General features: G+C 64.8%; 14 protein-coding genes and 2 riboswitches. Of the genes, 9 read left to right on the forward strand and 5 right to left on the reverse strand.

Features of this window, described 5'->3' with window-relative positions:
- Window positions 1–3: 3 nt before the first annotated feature.
- Entirely contained in the window at window positions 4–1,482 is a 1,479-nt protein-coding gene (gene pyk / locus ACTJK6_RS21640; RefSeq protein WP_232041360.1) for a pyruvate kinase, read from the forward strand.
- A gap of 24 nt (window positions 1,483–1,506) precedes the next feature.
- Here pyk and hemN read toward each other — a convergent pair whose 3' ends face one another.
- Window positions 1,507–2,991 carry an oxygen-independent coproporphyrinogen III oxidase gene (gene hemN, locus ACTJK6_RS21645; RefSeq protein ID WP_440840253.1) on the reverse strand — a complete coding sequence of 495 codons (1,485 nt, stop codon included), beginning with the start codon at window positions 2,989–2,991 and terminating at the stop codon, window positions 1,507–1,509.
- 709 nt (window positions 2,992–3,700) lie between these two features.
- Window positions 3,701–5,821 (reverse strand): UvrD-helicase domain-containing protein, encoded by a 2,121-nt coding sequence (locus tag ACTJK6_RS21650; RefSeq protein WP_440840143.1) that lies wholly within the window; start codon window positions 5,819–5,821, stop codon window positions 3,701–3,703.
- Window positions 5,822–6,095: 274 nt separating this feature from the next.
- On the opposite strand from ACTJK6_RS21650, the gene ACTJK6_RS21655 reads away from it, so the two are divergent.
- From ACTJK6_RS21655 to ACTJK6_RS21690, 8 genes are all read left to right on the forward strand, one after another.
- Window positions 6,096–6,422, forward strand: a complete 327-nt coding sequence (locus ACTJK6_RS21655; RefSeq protein ID WP_232041362.1) for a hypothetical protein — start codon at window positions 6,096–6,098, stop codon at window positions 6,420–6,422.
- Between the two features lie 403 nt (window positions 6,423–6,825).
- A riboswitch (glycine riboswitch) is annotated at window positions 6,826–6,923 on the forward strand.
- A gap of 12 nt (window positions 6,924–6,935) precedes the next feature.
- Window positions 6,936–7,063, forward strand: a riboswitch (glycine riboswitch).
- Window positions 7,064–7,192: 129 nt separating this feature from the next.
- Window positions 7,193–8,320 carry a glycine cleavage system aminomethyltransferase GcvT gene (gene gcvT / locus ACTJK6_RS21660; RefSeq protein ID WP_440840144.1) on the forward strand — a complete coding sequence of 376 codons (1,128 nt, stop codon included), beginning with the start codon at window positions 7,193–7,195 and terminating at the stop codon, window positions 8,318–8,320.
- A gap of 47 nt (window positions 8,321–8,367) precedes the next feature.
- Window positions 8,368–8,748, forward strand: coding sequence for a glycine cleavage system protein GcvH (gcvH, locus tag ACTJK6_RS21665; protein ID WP_260803953.1), 381 nt, complete (start codon window positions 8,368–8,370; stop codon window positions 8,746–8,748).
- Window positions 8,749–8,815: 67 nt separating this feature from the next.
- On the forward strand, window positions 8,816–11,755 hold the full coding sequence (gene gcvP, locus ACTJK6_RS21670; RefSeq protein ID WP_316658149.1) for an aminomethyl-transferring glycine dehydrogenase: 2,940 nt from the start codon (window positions 8,816–8,818) through the stop codon (window positions 11,753–11,755).
- A 162-nt stretch (window positions 11,756–11,917) separates the two neighbouring features.
- On the forward strand, window positions 11,918–13,036 hold the full coding sequence (locus tag ACTJK6_RS21675; protein WP_440840145.1) for an alginate lyase family protein: 1,119 nt from the start codon (window positions 11,918–11,920) through the stop codon (window positions 13,034–13,036).
- A gap of 94 nt (window positions 13,037–13,130) precedes the next feature.
- Entirely contained in the window at window positions 13,131–14,507 is a 1,377-nt protein-coding gene (locus ACTJK6_RS21680; RefSeq protein WP_440840146.1) for an L-serine ammonia-lyase, read from the forward strand.
- Between the two features lie 640 nt (window positions 14,508–15,147).
- A complete protein-coding gene (locus tag ACTJK6_RS21685; RefSeq protein ID WP_440840147.1) occupies window positions 15,148–17,202 on the forward strand; it encodes an OPT family oligopeptide transporter in 2,055 nt (684 codons plus the stop codon).
- A 14-nt stretch (window positions 17,203–17,216) separates the two neighbouring features.
- Window positions 17,217–17,732 carry an N-acetyltransferase family protein gene (locus tag ACTJK6_RS21690; protein ID WP_440840148.1) on the forward strand — a complete coding sequence of 172 codons (516 nt, stop codon included), beginning with the start codon at window positions 17,217–17,219 and terminating at the stop codon, window positions 17,730–17,732.
- A 15-nt stretch (window positions 17,733–17,747) separates the two neighbouring features.
- On the opposite strand, the gene ACTJK6_RS21695 is transcribed toward ACTJK6_RS21690, so the two are convergent.
- The 3 genes from ACTJK6_RS21695 to ACTJK6_RS21705 form a co-directional block, all read right to left on the reverse strand.
- Entirely contained in the window at window positions 17,748–18,881 is a 1,134-nt protein-coding gene (locus tag ACTJK6_RS21695; RefSeq protein ID WP_232041369.1) for a YbdK family carboxylate-amine ligase, read from the reverse strand.
- 5 nt (window positions 18,882–18,886) lie between these two features.
- Entirely contained in the window at window positions 18,887–20,110 is a 1,224-nt protein-coding gene (locus ACTJK6_RS21700) for a cation:proton antiporter (RefSeq protein ID WP_260804353.1), read from the reverse strand.
- Window positions 20,111–20,308: 198 nt separating this feature from the next.
- Entirely contained in the window at window positions 20,309–21,442 is a 1,134-nt protein-coding gene (locus ACTJK6_RS21705) for a branched-chain amino acid ABC transporter substrate-binding protein (RefSeq protein ID WP_232041371.1), read from the reverse strand.
- Window positions 21,443–21,521 lie beyond the last annotated feature (79 nt).

Below are 21,521 nucleotides of genomic sequence, written 5' to 3' on the forward strand. Positions count from 1 at the left end.
ACGATGCGCCGCTTCCGCAACACCAAAATCCTCGCCACCCTAGGCCCCGCCAGCAGCGACAAAGACACCATCCGCGCCCTCTTCGACGCCGGCGCGGACGTCTTCCGCCTGAACTTCAGCCACGGCTCGCACGAAGACCACCGCAAGCGCTACGACACCGTGCGCGCGGTGGAGGCCGAGACCGGCCGCCCGATCGGCATCCTCGCTGACATGCAAGGCCCGAAGCTGCGCATCGGCACGTTTGCCGACGGCCGTGTCGTGCTCAAGAACGGCGATCGCTTTGTGCTCGACCGCGATCCGACGCCGGGGGATGTCACGCGTGTGCATCTGCCGCATCCGGAGCTGTACGCGGCTGCCGCGCCGGGGCAATCGCTGTTGCTCGATGACGGCAAGATCCGCCTGGCCGTGGAAGCCGCCGACCCGACGGCCATCGTCACGCGCGTGGTCGATGGCGGCCCGCTGTCGGACCGCAAGGGCGTGAACGTGCCGGATGCCGTGATCCCCATCCCTGCGCTCACCGAGAAAGACCTGCGCGATCTGGACTTCGCGCTGTCGTTGGGCGTGGACTGGATTGCGCTGTCGTTCGTGCAGCGCGCCGAAGATGTGATCGCCGCACGCGAGATCATCGGCGACCGCGCCGGCCTGCTCTCCAAGATCGAGAAGCCCGCAGCGCTACTGCATCTGGAAGACATCGTGCAGGCGTCCGATGCGCTGATGGTGGCGCGCGGCGACTTGGGCGTGGAGCTGCCGCCCGAGCGCGTGCCCGGCGTGCAGAAGCGCATCCTGCGCATGGCGCGCCACCACGGCAAGCCGGTGGTCGTGGCCACGCAGATGCTGGAATCGATGATCGAGGCGCCGGTACCGACGCGCGCCGAAGCGTCGGACGTGGCCAGCGCCGTGTACGACGGCACCGATGCCGTGATGCTGTCGGCCGAGTCGGCCAGCGGCAAGCATCCGGTGGCGGCGGTCAGCATCATGAACCGCATCATTGCCGAGACGGAGCGCGACCCGCTGTACCGCAACCTGATCGACGCGCAGCATCAGCCGCCGCTGCCGACGCGCCAGGACGCCATCTGCGCGGCCCTGCGCGACGTGACGCACATCCTCGGCGCAGTGGCCACCGTCACGTATACGTCCAGCGGCAAGACGAGTCTGCGCGCCGCACGCGAGCGGCCGCTGGCGCCTATCGTGAGCATCACGCCGCGCCTGGATACGGCGCGCCGTCTGGCAATCACGTGGGGCGTGCACAGCACGGTCAGCCCCGATGTGAGCAACGTCGACGAGATGGTGGATGCAGCGTGCCGCGCCGCCGCGCGTGAAGGCTTTGCCGTGTCGGGCGACCAGATCGCCATCACGGCCGGCATGCCGTTCGGCCAGGCCGGTTCGACCAACCTGCTGCGCCTGGCGGAGATCTGGCCGCAGACGCTCGTGACTGCGCAGACGCAAGACGCTGCGCTGCAGCCCGAGCCGGCCACGGTCTGACCTGACTACGGCTCGGTAGGTCGATCAGACCACTTTGGAGTAGCGCGGGACGAAGGTGACGGGCTTGCCCTCGGCTTCCACCGCGCGCTCCGTGCCTGCCTCGCGCAGGTGCGCATCGAACACCATCGCGATGCGGCGCACCAGGAGCCGCCCTTGCGGCGTGATGACGATACGCTCGTCGCCCACCCTCACCAGCCCGGCTTCCTCCAGCGGCGCCAGCGCCTGCAGCTCGTTCGCAAAGCTGCGCTTGAAGTCCAGTCCGTGGCGCGCACCGAATGCGCGCATGTTCAATTCGAACCCGCACATCAACTCGCCAATCAGCGCGCGGCGCACGTGATCGTCCGGCGTGAGCGACATGCCGCGCAGCACGGCCAACTCTCCCGCATCGATGCGTGCGTAGTACGCGTCGAGATCCTTCTCGTTCTGCGCATACACATCGCCCACGCGGCTAATCGCGGACACGCCGAACGCCAGCATGTCGCAATCGGCGTGCGTGGAATAGCCCTGGAAATTGCGCTGCAGCCGCCCTTCCCGCTGCGCGATGGCAAGTGCATCGTCAGGCCGTGCGAAGTGATCCATGCCGATGTAGACGTAGCCCTCGGCAACGAGGCGCTCCACCGTCATTGCCAGGAGGTCGAGCTTTTCGTCGGCGGTGGGCAGCGTAAGCATGTCGATGCGGCGCTGCGCCTTGAACAGGTGCGGCAGGTGCGCATAGCTGTAGACGGAAAGCCGATCAGGCGCCATCTCCAGCACGCGGTCGAGCGTTGCGTTGAACGTTTCGGTGCGCTGATACGGCAGGCCGTAGATCAGGTCGAAGCTGATCGACTCGAAGCCCAGCCGCCGCGCCGTGTCGACCACGCGACGTGTCTCTTCCACGCTCTGGATGCGGTGGACCGCGCGCTGAACGTCGGGGTCAAAGTCTTGGATGCCGAGGCTCGCACGGTTGAAGCCGATCTCGGCCAGCACTTCAAGCGTGGCGTCGTCGGCGTGGCGCGGGTCGAGTTCGACGGAGATCTCGCCATCGCTGGCCAGGTCGAAATGCTGCCGTGTGGCGGCCATCACGGCGCGCATCTCATCGTGCGCTAGGAACGTAGGCGTGCCGCCGCCCCAATGCAATTGCGTCACGCGGCGCAGTGGGCCAATCTGGTTGGCCACCATCGCCATCTCGCGGGCAAGGGTTTCAACGTAGCGTGCGCTGCGCGAGCGATCCTTTGTGATGACCTTGTTGCAGCCGCAGTAGTAGCAAAGGTTCGCGCAGAACGGCAGGTGCATGTACAGCGACAGCGGGGCATGCAGCGCGGGTGCAATCGCCGCGCGACGGTGCAAGGCGTCGAGGTAATCGGCGTTACCGAATTTGTTGTGAAAGCGGTCGGCGGTCGGGTACGAGGTGTAGCGCGGGCCGTGCGTATCAAAGCGCTGGGCCAGCGCGCGCACCTCCGGCGCAGACCAGCGGAAAGCGGTGTCATTTGCGGCGGACGGATCATCGGCCGGCTTGGCGAACGGAAACATGGGGCGGTTCTTGTGGGGGCGATGGCTCATCCTAAAACTGCGATGTGCGCGCCGCGTTGATGTGTGTCAACGTCGGTCGATGCCTGTCCCAAAGCGTTGCGTGCTGCACGCGGGCCGTCACGATGGCACAACAGCGCTGGCCTTCGACGGTGTTTTCAGGGTTTTGGGTTGTCGGTGCATCCCTTGTTTCATCCCCTGCCGGGGCTGACTCACTTTCTTTGTCTTGCCAAAGAAAGTAAGCAAAGAAAGGCGCGCCCGAGATGGCGAAAGATTCCTTGAATTTATGTCGCAGGGAGGGGAAGGGAAAAACTCGCTTCGCTCAGACAGTTTCCCTTCCTTTTTCCTCCCTGCAACAGAAATTCAAGGCGCCATCTAGGGCAGGGAAAGTCCAAAGACAAAAGCCGCACCATCTAAGCGCACGCCCAAACGACAAAGGCCAACCGCGCGATGGGTTGGCCTTTCTCTTTTGACGTTGAGCCCTAGATGGCGCCTTGAATTTGCGTAAGCGGGCGGAAAAAAGGTGGGGAACTGTCTGAGCACAGCGAGTTTTCCCCACCTCCGCCCGGTTACGCAAATTCAAGGAGTCTTTCGCCATCTCGGGCGCGCCTTTCTTTTGCTTACTTTTCTTTGGCAAGACAAAGAAAAGTGAGTCGTGCCCGGCAGGGAACGAAAGGGGGATGGACCACCAACGCAAAAACCAAAAACCCAATCACGAAACCACCGGCTTCTTAGCCGCCAGCAACCCTTTCAACGCCCCCAACCGGTCCTTCGGCGACATCGCTGACATCGTGTCCTCCGGCGTCGGCCCCGCGTCTTCGCCAAGCTTCATCTCGGCGATATAGCGCGACGGCTCACACACCACCGTCTCGCGCGCACGCTTGCGCTTCTTGCACCAGCTGATATGCAGGCTGCGCTGTGCCCGCGTAATGCCCACATACATCAGCCGCCGCTCTTCTTCGATCTTCTCGTCGGTCAGGTCGTCGTCTTCGCGGCAATGCGGGAGGATGCCTTCCTCCACGCCCACCAGGAACACGTGCGGATACTCCAGCCCCTTGCTCGCATGCAGCGTGGACAGGCGCACCGCATCCGGGTCTTCTTCCTTGCCTTCGAGCATGCTGATCAGCGCGATGGTCTGCGTGAGTTCCAGCAAGTTCTTGCCAGTGTCCATCAGGCCATCGGCGTTATCGAAACCGGTGGCCTCTTCGTCATCGTTCTTCTCGGGCTTGGTGCCCTTGCGCTTGAGCCAGTCGAGGAACTCCAGCACGTTGGTCCACTTGTTCTGCGCCTGGCGCTCGTCGTAGGTGTCGTACAGGTAGGCCTCGTAGTGGATGCCTTCCATCATCTCGTCGAGCAGCGTGGCGGCCGGCTCCTTCGCAGCGCGGTCGGACAAGCGCACGATGAATTCGCAGAACACCCGCAGCGGCTCCAACTGGCGCGGCGCGAGTTGCGCTTCGATGCCGCCCATCATCGCCGCCTCGAACAGCGACACCTTGGCCTGTCCCGCGAATGCGCCCAGCACTTCCAGCGTCGCATTGCCCACGCCGCGCTTGGGCGTGGTGATGGCGCGAATGAACGCAGGATCGTCATCCGCATTGGCAATCAGCCGCAGGTAGGCGCACAGGTCCTTGATCTCGGCCTTGTCGAAAAAGCTCTGGCCGCCCGAGAGCACATACGGAATGCGCTCGCGGCGCAGGATCTGCTCGAACAGGCGCGCCTGGAAGTTGCCGCGATACAGGATCGCGTAATCGCGAAACTGCGCGCGACGCTCGAACTTGTGGGCGGACAGCTTGAAGACCACGCTCTCGGCTTCGTGCTCTTCGTCATTGGCGCTCGTCACGTTGATGGCGTCGCCCATGCCGTGCTCGCTCCACAGCGTCTTCTCGAACAGCTTCGGGTTCTGCGCGATCACGGCGTTGGCCGCGTTCAGGATGCGCACCGTGGAGCGGTAGTTCTGCTCCAGCTTGATGACCTTCAGGTTCGGAAAATCCGTCTGCAACAGCTTGAGGTTGTCGAGCGTGGCGCCGCGCCAGCCGTAGATGGCCTGGTCGTCGTCGCCCACCGCCGTGAAGGCCGGCGCACGCAGGTGGGAGCCACCCGCCAGCAGCTTCAGCAGCTGGTACTGGCAGGCGTTGGTGTCCTGATATTCATCGACGAGGAAGTAGCGCAGGCGGTTCTGCCACTTCAGCCGCACCTCTTCATTGCGAGCGAATAGCTCGGCAGGAATGCGGATCAGGTCGTCAAAGTCCACCGCCTGATACGCGTGCAGCGTCGCAACGTAATTGCGGTAGACGAGCGCCGCCTGGTGGTCATCGACGTTGTTGTTGGCGAGCGCCTCGGCAATCGCGGTGTCCGGGTCGACGAGACCGTTCTTCCACAGCGAGATCGTGCTCTGCACGCGGCGGATCAACTGCTTGTCGGTCGTCGCCAGCTGCTCCTGGATCATCCCGAAGCAATCGTCCGAATCCATGATCGAGAAACGCGGCTTGAGGCCGACATGCTCGGCCTCAGCCCGCAGGATCTGCACGCCCAGCGAGTGGAAGGTACAGACCGTCAACTGCTTGATGGGAATGCGCTTGCCGTCTTCGCGTGTCTTGCCGTCCATCAGCTTGGCCACACGCTCCTGCATTTCCTTGGCCGCCTTGTTGGTAAACGTAACGGCGGCGATGTGCTTGGGCTCGAAGCCCTTGTCCAGGATCAGGTGCGCGATCTTCTGCGTGATCACGCGCGTCTTGCCCGAGCCTGCCCCGGCAAGCACCAGGCAGGGGCCGTCGAGGTAATGCACACCTTCGGATTGGGCAGCATTGAGCCCGTGGGCGAGACCGGAAGACATGGGGAACAGGCAGAAGAAAAAGCAGGCGGGAACGACAGCGGAGGGCGATGGTAGCACGGCGTCTTTGCATCGATCGGGCCGGTGCCGCGCCACCCGCGTGGGGCCCCACGGACGTGCTCGACACTGCACCGAATGCGTTTGCGCCCCCCGCTTTTCGCACCGGCGTTACACCGCTTACGCGCCGTTACACGAACCCCGTAAGCGGCCGGGCGCGGCACGCCGTTATGGACGGGACAGCGGCTGAATCGGTCGGCCGCCCACCGGAGAAACCACCATGCACCGCATTGTTAAAGCCCTGGCCGTTACCGCCGTCGCCCTGTCTGCCACCACCGGCGCCTTCGCCCAAACGCAGTGGCAAAAAGACCACCCGCGCCGCGCCGAGGTCAACCACCGCCTTGCCAACCAGAACAGGCGCATCCACAACGAAGTGAAGGAAGGCGAGATCACCAAGGGCCAGGCGCGCCAGCTGCACCGGGAAGACCACCAGATTCGCCAGGAAGAGCGCGACATGGCGGCTCAGAATGGCGGCGGCATCACCAAGCAGGAGCAGCGGACGCTGAACCAGCAGGAAAACCAGGTCAGCCGCCAGATCGGCAAGTAAGCCAGAGCACGACCGCCAACACCCGCACTCCGGCCACACCCTTGGAGCTTGGCGACCCCGCCAGCGCCCCGAGGGTGTGGCTGTTGTCTTTGGCATTTGGCCTTTGACGTACCAGCCCTTGATGGCGCCTTGAATTTTCGTAAGCGAGCGGAAAAAAGGCGGGGAACTGTCTGAGCGCAGCGAGTTTTCCCCGCCTCCGCCCGGTTACGAAAATTCAAGGAGGCTTTCGCCATCTCGGGCGCGCCTTTCTTTTGCTTACTTTTCTTTGGCAAGACAAAGAAAAGTGAGTCGGTCCCGGCAGGGAACGAAAGGGGGATGGACCCAAAGCATAAAACCGGCCCTCCTCTCAAAAACCGCCGAATCCCCCCCAATTGACAATCCCATCCCCCTTCCGTACATTCGCGCCATCCATCCGGGAGAGCGTGCCCGCCGTATACGGCAAGGCGCCGCCGAAGGGGTAGCACCCGAAAACTCTCAGGCATCCAGGACCGGGCGGATCGGCGGACATGCGTCCGACCGCACTCTGGAGAGCTGGCGCCGCACGACCACTGCGGGCGCCCACCGAAGGGGCTCACGAACGGCGCGCACCGCTATGCGCCCCGCTTCGCAATCTCTCAGGTACCAAGGACAGAGGGGCCATCTGCGCAGCTTGTTGATCTTCATGGCGTCACCATGAGGGATCAGGCTGCGCGGGTGGCCTTTTTGCTTTTCTGGTTCCCGATCCATGCGCCGCGCCCAAGCCACGGCGGCGCGCTCAGCCGAGAGATTCCATGACGCTCCAACACACGCCGCTCAATGCCATCCACCGCTCGCTGGGCGCCCGCATGGTCGACTTTGGCGGCTGGGACATGCCCGTCAACTACGGCTCCCAGATCGAAGAGCACCACGCCGTGCGCCAGGACGCCGGCATCTTCGACGTCTCGCACATGTGCGTGGTCGACCTCACCGGCGCGCGCGTGCGCGACTTCCTGCGTGGGCTGCTCGCCAACAACGTCGACAAGCTGCAGACGCCGGGCAAGGCGCTCTACAGCTGCATGCTCAACCCCAAGGGCGGCGTGATCGACGACCTGATCGTCTATTTCTTCCGCGAAGACTGGTTCCGCCTGGTGGTCAACGCCGGCACCGCTCCGACGGACCTGGAATGGATCGTCGCGCAGAACGCGGCCGCCGGCACCGACGTGACCATCACGCCGCGCCGCTCCGACAACAACGCTGGCGCCGAGCCGCTGGGCATCCTGGCCGTGCAGGGCCCGAACGCGCGTGCCAAGACCTACGCTGCGCTGCGCGGCACGCAGGCCGTGGGCGATGCGCTCAAGCCGTTCAACGCGGGCTTCGTCACCGTGGAAAACGTGGGCGAGATCATGGTGGCCCGCACCGGCTACACCGGTGAAGACGGTTTCGAACTCGTCGTCCCGGCCTCGCAGATCGCTGGCGTCTGGGAGCGCCTGCTGCAGGCCGGCGTGCGCCCGGCAGGCCTGGGCGCGCGCGACACGCTGCGCCTGGAAGCCGGCATGAACCTCTACGGCCAGGACATGGACGAGCACGTGTCGCCGCTCGACGCTGGCCTCGCCTGGACGGTCGACCTGCAAAGCGAACGCGACTTCACCGGCAAGGCCGCGCTGCAAGCCGGCGGCCAGCGCGAACAGTTCGTCGGCCTGATCCTGCGCGACAAGGGCGGCGTGCTGCGCGCCCACCAGAAGGTCATCACCGCTGCCGGTGACGGCGAGATCACCAGCGGCACCTTCAGCCCGAGCCTGTCGCTCTCCATCGCACTGGCGCGCCTGCCCAAGGACGTGGCCATCGGCACCGACGTGCAGGTCGAAATTCGCGACCGCAAGTTGACCGCGACTGTGGTTAAACTGCCGTTCGTGCGCAATGGCAAGGCGCTGGTCAGCTGAACACCGAATCTGCATCCCCCAATACCCATCTTCCGGAGAAACCTTTCATGAGCAACGTCCCCGCCGATCTGAAGTACACCGAACACGACGAGTGGATCCGCGTTGAAGCCGACGGCACGCTGACCATCGGCATCACCGACTTCGCGCAGGACGCGCTGGGCGACATCGTCTTCCTGGAGCTGCCGGACGCTGGTCGCGCCGTCGCCAAGGACGAGGCGATTGCCGTGGTCGAATCGGTCAAGGCCGCCTCCGACATCTACGCCCCCGTCTCGGGCGAGATCATCGCCAACAACGCCGACGCCGCGGGCGCGCCCGAGTCGGTCAACGCCGGCGCCTACGACGCCTGGCTGTTCAAGATCAAGCCGACCAACGCCGACGATGTGAACGCGCTGATGTCGGCCGAGCAGTACGCCGCCAAGATCGGCTAAGCCGGTCACCGAAGCCGATGTGCCTGACCCGCACATCGGCGCTTTGCCTGAATTTCGAGCCCTTGCCATGAACGCTCCGCACCCCGCTTCCTCGGCGCTTGCTGCCGAACGCCCCACCCTCGCCGCCCTGGAGGCGTGCGACGCCTTCGCGCACCGCCACATCGGCCCGTCGCCGGAAGAGCAAGCGCAGATGCTTGCTGCACTTGGTTTTGATAGCCGCGCCAAGCTGATCGACGCCGTGATCCCGCCCGCCATCCGCCGCCAGGACGGCATGCCGCTGGGTGAATTCACGCAGCCGCTGACCGAAGAAGCGGCGCTCGCCAAGCTGCGCGGCATCGCGGGGCAGAACCGCGTGGTCAAGAGCCTGATCGGCCAGGGCTACTACGGCACGCATACGCCGGGCGTCATCCTGCGCAACATCCTCGAGAACCCGGCCTGGTACACGGCCTACACGCCGTATCAGCCGGAAATCTCGCAAGGCCGCCTGGAAGCGATGCTGAATTTCCAGCAGATGGTGATCGACCTGACGGCCATGGACATCGCCAATGCGTCGATGCTGGACGAAGCGACCGCCGCTGCTGAAGCCATGACGCTGCTGCAGCGCATCGGCAAGTCGAAGTCGACCGTGTTCTTCGTGGCCGACGACGTGCTGCCGCAAACGCTGGAAGTCATTCGCACGCGCGCCGAGCCGATCGGCGTGCAGGTGGTGACCGGCCCGGCGGCCGACGCTGCCAAGCACGATGCGTTCGGCGTGCTGCTGCAATACCCGGGCGCCAACGGTGCGCTGCTGGGCGATCTGGCGACGTACCAGGCGCTGACCGATGCCGTGCACGCTGCCGGCGGCCTGGTGGTTGCCGCCGCCGATCTGCTCGCGCTCACGCTGCTGGCTGCGCCGGGTGAATGGGGTGCCGACGTGGTGATCGGCAACACGCAGCGCTTTGGCGTGCCGTTTGGCTTCGGCGGCCCGCACGCCGGTTACATGGCCGTGCGCGACGCGTTCAAGCGCTCGATGCCGGGCCGCCTAGTCGGCGTGACGATCGATGCGCAAGGCAACCCGGCCTACCGTCTCGCGCTGCAGACGCGCGAGCAGCACATCCGCCGCGAGAAGGCCACCTCGAACATCTGTACCGCGCAGGTGCTGCTGGGCGTGATGGCATCGATGTACGCCGTCTACCACGGCCCGCAAGGCCTGAAGCGCATCGCGCAGCGCGTGCACCGCCTGACCGCCACGCTGGCCGCCGGCCTGCGCGCGATCGGCTACACGCTGGAATCCGACGCCTTCTTCGACACGCTGACCGTCGCCACCGGCGCGCGCACCGCCAACCTGCACATCGCTGCGCAGGCGCACGGCATCAACCTGCGCCAGATCGACGACACCCGCCTGGGCATCTCGCTGGACGAGACGGTCACGCGCGCCGATGTCGTGGCGCTGTGGGAAGTCTTCGCACATGCCGCCCACGCCGCCGCGCCGGACTTCGACCAGACCGAAGCGGGCGTCGCCGATGCGTATCCGGCATCGCTGGTGCGCCAGAGCGCGTACCTGACGCACCCGGTGTTCAACGCACACCACTCCGAGCACGAAATGCTGCGCTACCTGCGCAGCTTGGCCGACAAGGATCTCGCGCTGGACCGCACGATGATCCCGCTGGGCTCATGCACGATGAAGCTCAACGCCACCGCAGAAATGCTGCCGGTGACGTGGCCCGAGTTTTCGAACATCCACCCCTTCGCACCGGCCGACCAGACCGTCGGCTACCGCGAAATGATCGACCAGCTCGAGCAGATGCTGTGCGCCGCCACCGGCTACGCCGCCGTGAGCCTGCAGCCGAATGCCGGCTCGCAGGGCGAATACGCCGGTCTGCTGATCATCCACGCCTACCACGCCAGCCGTGGCGAAGCGCACCGCAACGTGTGCCTGATCCCGTCGTCGGCGCACGGCACGAACCCGGCATCGGCGCAGATGGCCGGCATGCAGGTCGTCGTCGTGGCGTGCGATGAGCGCGGCAACGTCGACCTGGCCGATCTGGAGAAGAAGGCCGCCGAGCACAGCAAGAACCTGGCGGCGATCATGATCACCTACCCGTCCACGCACGGCGTGTTCGAGGAAGGCGTGAAGCGTGTCTGCGAAATCGTGCACAGCCACGGCGGTCAGGTGTACGTGGACGGCGCCAACATGAACGCCATGGTCGGCACGGCCGCACCGGGCCACTTCGGCGGCGACGTCTCACACCTGAACCTGCACAAGACGTTCTGCATTCCGCACGGCGGCGGCGGTCCGGGCGTGGGTCCGGTGGCCGTGGGCGCGCACCTCGCGCCGTTCCTGCCCGGCCGCGCGGCTTCGGGTGAAGACGCCAGCCAGAACATCGGCAACGTGTCGGCTGCGGCATTCGGCTCGGCGTCGATCCTGCCGATCTCGTGGATGTACATCGCGATGATGGGCGCCGCGGGCCTGACCGCCGCCACCGAGACGGCCATCCTGTCGGCCAACTACGTGGCCAAGCGTCTGGCGCCGTACTACCCGGTGCTGTACACGGGCGCGCACGGCCTGGTGGCGCACGAGTGCATTCTCGACATCCGCCCGCTGCAGAAGGAATCGGGCATCAGCAACGAAGACATCGCCAAGCGCCTGATGGACTTCGGCTTCCACGCACCGACGATGAGCTTCCCGGTGCCGGGCACGCTGATGATCGAGCCGACCGAGAGCGAGCCGAAGGTGGAGCTCGACCGCTTCATCGACGCGATGATCGCCATCCGTGGCGAAGTCGACAAGGTGATCTCGGGCGAATTCGACCGTGAAGACAACCCGCTCAAGCATGCGCCACACACGGCAGCCGTGGTGATGGCCGACGACTGGTCGCACAAGTACACGCGTGAGCAGGCCGCCTACCCGGTGGCATCGCTGCGCAAGCAAAAGTACTGGCCGCCGGTCGGCCGTGCCGACAACGTCTACGGCGATCGCAACCTGTTCTGCGCTTGCGTGCCGATGAGCGAGTACGCGCAGGACTGATGCCCCTCGAAGTGAGATGAACGCGGCGGCGGGGCGGCATGCTCCGCCGCCGTGTCATATGTAACGTGGCGCAACCCCTGTAACCTGCTCTCACAACCGCTGTTTTGAGAGTTCCTCGCCGTTTATGGTGACGACAGTTCACCCGATCGACGAGACCCTGCCATGCCGATGCTTCAGCCTGCCCCACTCTTCCGTTTGCTTGCCTGTGCCGCCGTTGTCGCGGTATGCGGTGCGTGCTCGCCGATACAGGCGGGGGCTGCGGCATCGGTGTACGCCGGCACGCACAACACGGCGGGGCCGGCACGCGATTGGTGCAGCATTTCGCCTGCGCTGTCCGGCGAACCTGCCGCTGTCAAGCTGATCGCCCGCGCCACCCAGCACCTCGGGCAGACGCCGCACCCGTTGCCGCGTCTGCACACCGAGGGCACGCTGCCGCACCAGGGCATCTACGACGAATCCGTTGTTGCCGCGCGGGACTTTCCGGTCATGCGCGACGCTGCAATTGCCTGGCGTCTCACCGGCGACAAGCGCTTCGCCGAACAGGTCGACACCTTCCTGCACGCGTGGGTCGGCACGTATGTACCGAGCTTCAACCCGATCGACGAGACGAAGTTCGATGCGCTGATTCAAGCCTACATGCTCGCGCGCGACGGCCTGACGCCAAGCACGCGTGAAGAGACGCAACGCTTCCTGCGTACGCTGGCCGAAGGCTATATCGCCCGCACCGATGCCGCCCGCCAGCCGCTGTCCCATACGTGGATCAACAACTGGCAAAGCCATCGCATCAAGCTGATGGCGATGTCGGCTGCCGCGCTGGGTGACCACGCGTTGCTCGCGCATGTACATCGCCTGTTCCTGCAGCAGGTCGCCAATAACGTGCGCCCGGACGGGTCGGTGGAAGATTTTGAAGACCGCGACGCGCTTCACTACGTCGTCTATGACCTCGAGCCGCTGACGATGGCCGCGATTGCCGTGCAGCCTTTCGGCCAGCAGTGGCTACGTGAGCGCGCAGCCAACGGCGTCTCGCTCGCTGCCGCCCTCGATTGGCTCGTGCCGTATGCCGACGGCAGCCGCACGCACGAGGAATACGTCCACTCGCACGTTGCCTTCGACAAGAAGCGAGCCGATGCAGGCCTCGCCGGTTTCTCCGGCATGTGGGAGCCGAAAAGCGCCGCCACACTGTATTGGCAAGCCGCGCGGCTGGACCCGAAATACCGCACGCTGGCCGAGCGTCTAGCGGCTACTGCGCCCGACTGGCTGGCGCTGTGCGCAGCCCGTTGACTGGCGAAGCGACGCGCTGACAGCGCGCATACAACAACCTGGCGCAAGTGGCCACAAGCCGCTTGCACCCTTTAACGCCCCCGGAGCCTCACCCATGGCTGTTTCTGTTTTCGACCTCTTCAAGATCGGCATTGGCCCGTCCAGCTCGCACACTGTCGGGCCGATGCGCGCCGCGCTCATGTTCGCCTCCGGCCTCGAAGCCGATGGGCTGATGTCGCAAGTCGCCAGCGTGCGTGTCGAGCTGTACGGCTCGCTCGGTGCCACCGGCAAAGGCCACGGCACGGACCGCGGCGTCATCCTCGGCCTGATGGGCGAGGCGCCGGACACCATCGACCCCGACACCATCGATGCCAAGCTGGCGGAGCTGCGTGCATCGCAGTCGCTGTCGCTGCTGGGCCGTCACGCGATGCGCTTTACCGAAAAGGAACACATCGCCTTCTACCGCCGCGAAGCGATGGCAGAGCATCCGAACGGCATGAAGTTCCACGCCTTCGATGCGGCCGGAGAACGGCTACGCGAGGCGCGCTACCTGTCGGTGGGCGGTGGCTTTGTCGTCACGGCTGGTGCACCCAACACGCAGGTGTTGGCGGCGCACGACCAGTTGCCGCATCCGTTCCGCAGCGGCAAAGAGCTGCTGGCGATGTGCGAATCGACGGGCAAATCCATTGCCCGGCTGATGCTCGAGAACGAACTGACGTGGCGCACCGAGGCCGAAGTGCGTGCTGGTCTGCTCAACATCTGGCACGTGATGCAGTCGTGCGTGGCGCGCGGTTGCCGCACGGAAGGCGAGCTGCCGGGGCCGTTCCACGTGCGTCGCCGCGCGGCGGAATTGTATTCACGGCTTACGGTGCAGGCCGAACGCACGCTGTCCGACCCGCTGTCGGTCATCGACTGGGTGAATCTGTATGCGATTGCCGTCAACGAAGAGAACGCCGCAGGCGGACGCGTTGTCACGGCACCGACCAACGGCGCAGCGGGGATCATCCCGGCGGTGATGCATTACTACGACCGGTTCGTCCCCGGCGCGAACGACAACGGCGTGGTGGATTTCCTGCTCACCGCCGGCGCGATCGGCATGCTTTACAAGATGAACGCGTCAATCTCGGGCGCAGAAGTCGGGTGCCAGGGCGAAGTCGGTGTGGCGTGTTCGATGGCGGCGGGCGCGCTGGCGGCCGTGCTGGGCGGCACGCCTGCGCAAGTCGAAAACGCTGCGGAGATCGGCATGGAGCACAACCTCGGGCTGACATGCGACCCGGTTGGCGGGCTGGTGCAGATTCCGTGTATCGAGCGTAATGCGATGGCGTCGGTGAAGGCGGTGAATGCGGCGCGCATGGCGTTGCGTGGGGATGGCACGCATTATGTTTCGCTGGATTCGGTCATCAAGACGATGCGCGAGACTGGCGCGGATATGAAGACGAAGTACAAGGAGACGGCGCGGGGTGGGTTGGCGGTGAATATTGTGGAGTGTTGATTTTTGGTTTGGGTTTTGGGCTGTTGGTGCATCCCTTGTTTCATCCCCTGCCGGGGCTGACTCACTTTCTTTGGTCTTGCCCAAAGAAAGTAAGCAAAGAAATGCGCGCCCGAGATGGCGAAAGACTCCTTGAATTTCTGTCGCAGGGAGGGGAAGGGAAAAACTCGCTTCGCTCAAACAGTTTCCCTTCCTTTTTCCTCCCTGCAACAGAAATTCAAGGCGCCATCTAGGGCAGGAAAGTCAAAGGACAACAGCCACACCCTCTGGGCGCCAGCCCAAACGACAAGGCCAACCTCACGACGGGTTGGCCTTTTGCTTTTGACGTTGAGCCCTTGATGGCGCCTTGAATTTTTGTGAGCGGGCGGAAAAAAGAGGGAGGCCTGTCTGAGCGCAGCGAGTTTGCCTCCCTCTCCGCACGGTCACAGAAATTCAAGGGGAAGTCGCCATCTCGGGCGCGCCTTTCTTTTGCTTACTTTTCTTTGGCAAGACAAAGAAAAGTGAGTCGTGCCCGGCAGGGTACGAAACACAGATGGACCACAAGCAATAAATCTAGAGGACACCCCAAAAAAAACGCACAAGCCCCCGCCCCCATCCACTTCTATAATCCGCGCCACAAGAACCCTCTTTGGAGACCCGCAGGATGCAATCCCTCCATCCTCCCAAGCACATTCCGGCAGCGACCCTGCCGGAGCTGACGCTACGCGGCATGATCCTCGGTGCCATCATCACCGTAATTTTTACCGCTTCAAACGTGTACCTCGGCCTGAAGGTCGGCCTGACGTTCTCATCGGCGATTCCGGCAGCGGTCATTTCGATGGCGGTGCTGCGCATGCTCGGCGGCACGAACATCCTTGAGAACAACATGGTGCAGACACAGGCGTCTGCGGCCGGAACACTGTCTTCCATCATCTTCATCCTGCCCGGCCTGGTGATGATTGGGCACTGGCAAGGTTTCCCGTTTTGGCAAACGTTTGGTGTGTGCATGGCGGGCGGCATGCTGGGCGTGGTGTTCACGATTCCGCTGCGCCACGCCATGGTGGTGCAGAGCGACCTGCCTTATCCCGAAGGCGTGGCGGCAGCGGAAATTCTGCGTGTGGGTAGCGGCCAGTCGGCGGACGGTGAAGACGCCGCCGATGACGACGCGGTGCCGGCCGCCACCGGCATGCGCGACCTGGCCGCGGGCGGCATTGTCGCGGCCATCGTGGCGTTTGCAACGAGCGGCCTGCGCCTGCTGGGCGAAGGGGCAAGCTGGTGGTTCGCGGCGGGGGCCGCAGTGGTGCGCTTGCCGCTGGGCTTTTCAACGGCACTGCTGGGCGCGGGCTACCTGATCGGGCTGGTGGCCGGGCTGGCCATGCTGGTGGGCCTGGTGATCGCCTGGGGTATCGCCGTGCCGTATCTGACGTCCATCACGCAGATTCCGGCGGGCAAGGCGCTCTCGGCGTTCGGCACGGATGTGTGGCGCACGCAGGTGCGCTTTATCGGTGCCGGCGTGATTGCAGTGGCGGCCGTGTGGACGCTGGGCACGCTGATCGGCCCGGTGGTGCACGGCGTGAAGCGCTCGTTCGGTAGCTTGCGCCCGAAAGCCGATGGCGCGCTGCGTACCGAGCAGGACATGGCGCCGCGCTGGATTCTGCTGGTGACACTGGCCATGGTCGTGGTGCTGGTGATCACGTTTGCCGCGTTCCTGGCGCCGACCATGCTGTCGGCCGGCTCGCGCTGGACGCTGATCACCTGCGCGGTGATCTTTGCGGTGGTGTTCGGCTTCCTGGTGGCAGCGGCGTGCGGCTACATGGCCGGGCTGATCGGTTCGTCGTCGAGCCCGATTTCGGGCATCGGCATCATCGCTATTACGTTGGTGTCGCTGCTGCTGTTGGCCATCGGCGCGGACAACGGCATCGTGGGCTCGCCGGAAGCGAGCAAGCTGGGCATTGCGCTGGCCATTTTCACAACGTCGGCCGTGGTGGCCGTGGCGACCATCTCCAACGACAACCTGCAAGACTTGAAGACCGGCTGGCTGGTCGGGGCCACGCCGTGGCGCCAGCAGGTTGCGCTGCTGATCGGCTGTGTGGCGGGCGCGGCGGTCATCTCGCCGGTGCTGGAGCTGCTGTACAACGCGTATGGCTTTCCGGGCGCGCTGCCGCGTGCCGGCATGGACGCGGCGCAGGCGCTGTCCGCCCCGCAGGCGACGCTCATGACGGCCATTGCCACCGGCATCTTCACGCACCAGTTGGAATGGAACATGGTGATTGCGGGCATCGTCATCGGCATGCTGCTGATCGCCGTCGACTGGGCGCTCAAGCAGCGTGGCGGCGTCGCCCGGCTACCGGTGCTGGCGGTGGGCATCGGCATCTACCTGCCGCCGACGATCAGCACGGTGCTGGTGACGGGCGCGGTGCTGGCGTGGGTCATCGAGAAGATTCTCGCCAAGCGCGCGCAGGCGGCCGGTGTGCCGTACGCGCGCTATGCCGAGGTGCCGAACCGCCACGGCGTGCTGCTGGCGTCGGGCCTGATCGTGGGTGAAAGCCTGGTGGGTGTGCTGATGGCAGCCGTCATCGGGGCCACCGGCAAGGATGCTCCGCTGGCGATCGTGGGCGCCTCGTTTGAAGGCACGGCGCAATGGCTCGGGCTGATCGTCTTCGCCTTGGTATGCTGGGCGTTTGCGCGCCGCGTTCTGGCGGTGCGTCCGACTCATTGACCCCGCCACGCACCATGCTGCTCCGAGACGCAACGCAGGCCGACCTGCCGGCCATCGTCGACATCTACAACGATGTGATTGCCAACTCCAACGCGATCTACACCGAAACACCGGTCACGCTGGAAGACCGCACCGCATGGCTGGCCTTGCGCGGCACGCAGGGGTATCCGGTGCTGGTGGCTGACGATGACGGGCAAGTCGCAGGCGTTGCATCGTTTGGGGATTTCCGGCCGTACCCGGGCTTTCGCACCACCGTCGAGCACTCGGTGCACATTCACCGCGACTGGCGCGGCAAGGGACTGGGCAGCCTGCTGGTCGAGGCGCTCTGCGAGCGTGCCGCGGCACTGGGCAAGCACCTGATCGTCGGCGCCATCGACGGCGCCAATGCAGGCTCGATCCGCCTGCACGAAAAGCTCGGCTTCAAAGAAGTGGGCCGCATGCCCGAGGCCGCCATCAAGCACGGCCAGTGGCTCGACCTCGTGTTCATGCAGCGCTGGCTGGAAGCGCCCGGAACGGTCCGCAACGGCTGACCGTTCCGGGATGCATCAGGCGGGCTGCGTTGCCGCCTGCGTCCAGCGCCCGCAACCGCGTCGCACGGTCTCGTGCAGGTTGCGGGTTTCACGTTGCGCCGCGCGGATCCATTCGGCATCCGCATCGCGCGCCTCCACCACCTCCCGCACCATGTCGAGCGCGCCTTCGGACGACAGCGCTTCGGCGTGTGCCGACAGCACCTTGCTCGTCTCCAGGATGTGATCGGCCAGCGCCCCACGGTTGCCCGTGGCCGGGTCGACGTATTCGCCGGCCAGCCCGAAGCGGCACGCCTGGAAGCGGTTGAAGGTGTAGACGAGGTAATCGTCTTCCACGGGCATGAACGGGCGATCGAGCAGCAGCCAGCGGCCCAGCGCCTGAATGTAGGCGGCGATGGCGGCGGCGCGTTCGACGGTCAGCGGGGTGTCCATCACGCGGACTTCGATCGTGCCGAATTCGGGCTTGGGGCGGATGTCCCAGTAGAAGTCCTTCATGCTCTCGATCACGCCGGTGGCGTGCATCTTGTCGAAGTACGCGATGAAGGCGTCCCACGTGAGCACGAACGGCGCACGGCCCGACATCGGGAAGGCGCTGACCGAATTCATGCGTGCCGAAGCAAACCCCGTATCCACGCCCTGCACGAACGGCGACGACGCGGCCAGCGCAATGAAGTGCGGTACGTAGCGCGACATGGCGTGCAGCAGGTACAGCGCATCGTCGGGATTCGGGCAGCCAATGTGCACGTGCTGGCCGAATACCGTGAACTGCTTGGCGAGGTAACCGTATAGATCCGAGATGTACTGATAGCGCGGCGATTGCGAAATCTGGCGCTGGCTCCACTGCTGGAACGGATGCGTGCCGCCGCCGCAGATGCCGATGTTCAGCGCCGTGGCGGCTTCGGCCATGCGGTCGCGCATCTCGCGCAACTGCCAGAGCGCTTCATCGTGGCTGTGGCAGATGCCGGTGGAGATCTCGATCATCGAATCGGTGATCTCCGGCTTGATGTCGCCGGGGTATTCCTTGCCCTTGAGCATGCGCAGCAGGTCGGGCGACGCCGAGGCGAGGTCGTAGTCATGGCGATTGACGAGCTGCAATTCCAGCTCGACGCCAAACGTCAGGGCTTCGGATTTCGAGAACGGTTCGAGGGACATGGGGCTCAGTGCCTCCCTTCTTCTTGTCGCACCTCACCTGCCCAGCGCAGCGAACGCGCGGTCAGGATCGGCGCGGCAATCTGTTGGATCGCCAGCGTGCACAGGATGATGGCCGCCAGCGGCCCGCCGGTTTGTGGATACAGTGCCGCCGTATCGTGCATCAGCAACCATGACAATCCCGACATGGGGCCGAGCGCCAGGCCGAGCGCAATACTCTGCCGCATCGACAGCCCCGAGAACGAGCCCAGCGCCGTCGTGGCCGCCAGTTTGGCGATGAAGCGCGAGAGCACCAGCGCCACCGCCGCCACACCGCCGATCGCCCAGTCCGACGCCTTGAGCGGCAGACCGAGCGACACGATCATCACCACAATCAGGATGCTGCCCGCGCTGCCGAAATGCGACGGCCACACACGCGGATGATCGTCCTGGTGCTTGAACACCACGCCTGCCAGCAGCAGCGTGAGCGGCACCGACAGCTTGAGCAGCTTGGCCATCGCCAGCGCAAACAGCACCAGGCCCACCAGCACCAGGAACGCGTAGTGATCGTCACCTGCCATGCGGTGATACAGCGCGTGGCCCACCTTGCCGACCACCCAGGCTAGAAGCACGGACCCTGCCAGCAGGTACAGGGGATGGAACAGCGCCGCCGCCCAATGGCCGTATTCGCTGTGCAGCCACCCGGCGGTGAGCGGCGCCAGCACGCTTGCGTAGATGCTGTTGAGCGCGCCCAACGAGAGCAACCGCTCCGTCACCTGGCCTTCGGCGCGCAGTTCGTTCTTGAGTTGCAGCAGCACCGTAGGGGACGTGGCCACCGCGATGGCGCCCGCAGCCACCGCCACCGGTGCCGCCACGCCAAACAACTGCAGCACCCAGGTGACGAGGCCCCAGGTCAGCAGGCTCTCGAAGCCGCTGGTGAGCAAGAGCCAACGATTGGCACGCAGCCACTCGAATGACAGCCGGTGCCCCAGTTCGAACAGCGCCAACGCCAGCGCCATCTCGATCAGGATGTGGGTCTGGTCGAGCATGTCGGCGTCGATGAGCGGGCGCCCGAGCACGCCGGCCACCAGCCCCGCCGCCGCATAGCCGACGATGCGGGGCAGCTTGAGCGCGGCGCGCGCGAACTCGCCGCACAACGCCGCGCCGACCAGCGCCAGCCCGATCCAGAAGAGACCGCCAGGTGCGGGCGGCCACGAAGGGAAGAGATCGTGAAGTCCTGTCATGGCCGACATGGTACCCGAAGCACCCGATCGGAAAAGTCAGCCAAGCACTGACACGCGTTAGACCCGTGTTACGCGCTATTTAACAATGGATAGATGATTTTCGGCGCAGAAAGCGACAACTCTGCGTTTGGAGTCATTCGCTACCGGCAAAGAAAAACCGCCCCGGAGGGCGGTTTTCATACTGCGAATGGCTGAGAGCCGGTCGGATTACTTGCCGCCCACGCTCTCCAGCGGCGTCCACTTGCCACCGGTGACCTTGTAGACGGTGATGCCGCCGTCCTTCAGGTCGCCCTTCTCGTCATAGGCGTAGTGCTTGGCGGTCACGCCTTGCATGTTGGTCGCAGCCAGGATCGGCAGGTACTTGCTCGGATCCGACGAGCCGGCCTTGACCATGGCTTGCATCAGGGCCATTGCGCCGTCGTAGGCGTACGGCGAGTACGTCTGCACCGGCGTGCCGAAGCGCTTCTCATAGCGGGCCTTGTAGGCGGCGCCGCCCGGCATCTGCTCCAGCGGCAGACCAGCCAGCGAGCACACCACGCCTTCGGCCGATTGCGCGCCAGCCAGCTTGATGAAGTCGTCGGTCTTGGACATTTCGCCCGACATCAGCGTGGACTTCATGCCCAGTTCGCGCATCTGCTTGACCAGCGGAGCCGATTGGCCTTCCGCGCCGCCGTAGAACACGGCGTCAGGCTTCTTGGACTTGATCTGCGTGAGGATCGACTTGAAGTCGCTGGCCTTGTCGTTGGTGAACTCGCGACGCACGATGGTGGCGCCGGCAGCCTTGGCGGCCTTCTCGAATTCGTCTGCCAGACCTTGGCCGTAAGCCGTGCGGTCATCAACGATGGCGATGTTCTTGTAGCCCAGCTTCTTGACGGCGTACGTGCCGACCACCGAACCCTGCTGGGTGTCGGAGGTCATCATGCGGAACGTCGTCTTGTAGCCTTGCTTGGTGTATTCCGGTGCCGTTGCCATCGCGATTTCTGCGATGCCCGCGTTGTTGTAAATGCGCGAGGCCGGGATGGTCGTACCCGAGTTGAAGTGGCCCAGCATGCCCTTGATGCCGCTGTCCACAAGCTTCTGTGCGACGGTGGTGCCGGTCTTCGGGTCAGCTTGGTCGTCTTCCGAGATCAGCTGGAACTTGACTTCCTTGCCGGCGATCTTCGGATGCGTGGCGTTGAACTCCTCGACCGCCAGCGTCAGGCCGTTCTGCATGTCCTTGCCGTACTGGGCTTGAGGACCGGTCATCGGGCCGGCGTAGCCCAGCTTGATGACTTCCTGGGCCGATGCCCCACCCGCCAGCGCGCACAGGGCGGCGGCCAGACACAGTTGCTTCAATTTCATTTGTGCGTCTCCTAGTTCAAACGCAATTTGGATCAATAGCGCGACGGGATCACCGTCGCCCTCCTCCCGCTTCGCGCTC

This window comes from Ralstonia sp. 22086, assembly GCF_052045975.1.
Lineage (GTDB): Bacteria > Pseudomonadota > Gammaproteobacteria > Burkholderiales > Burkholderiaceae > Ralstonia > Ralstonia wenshanensis.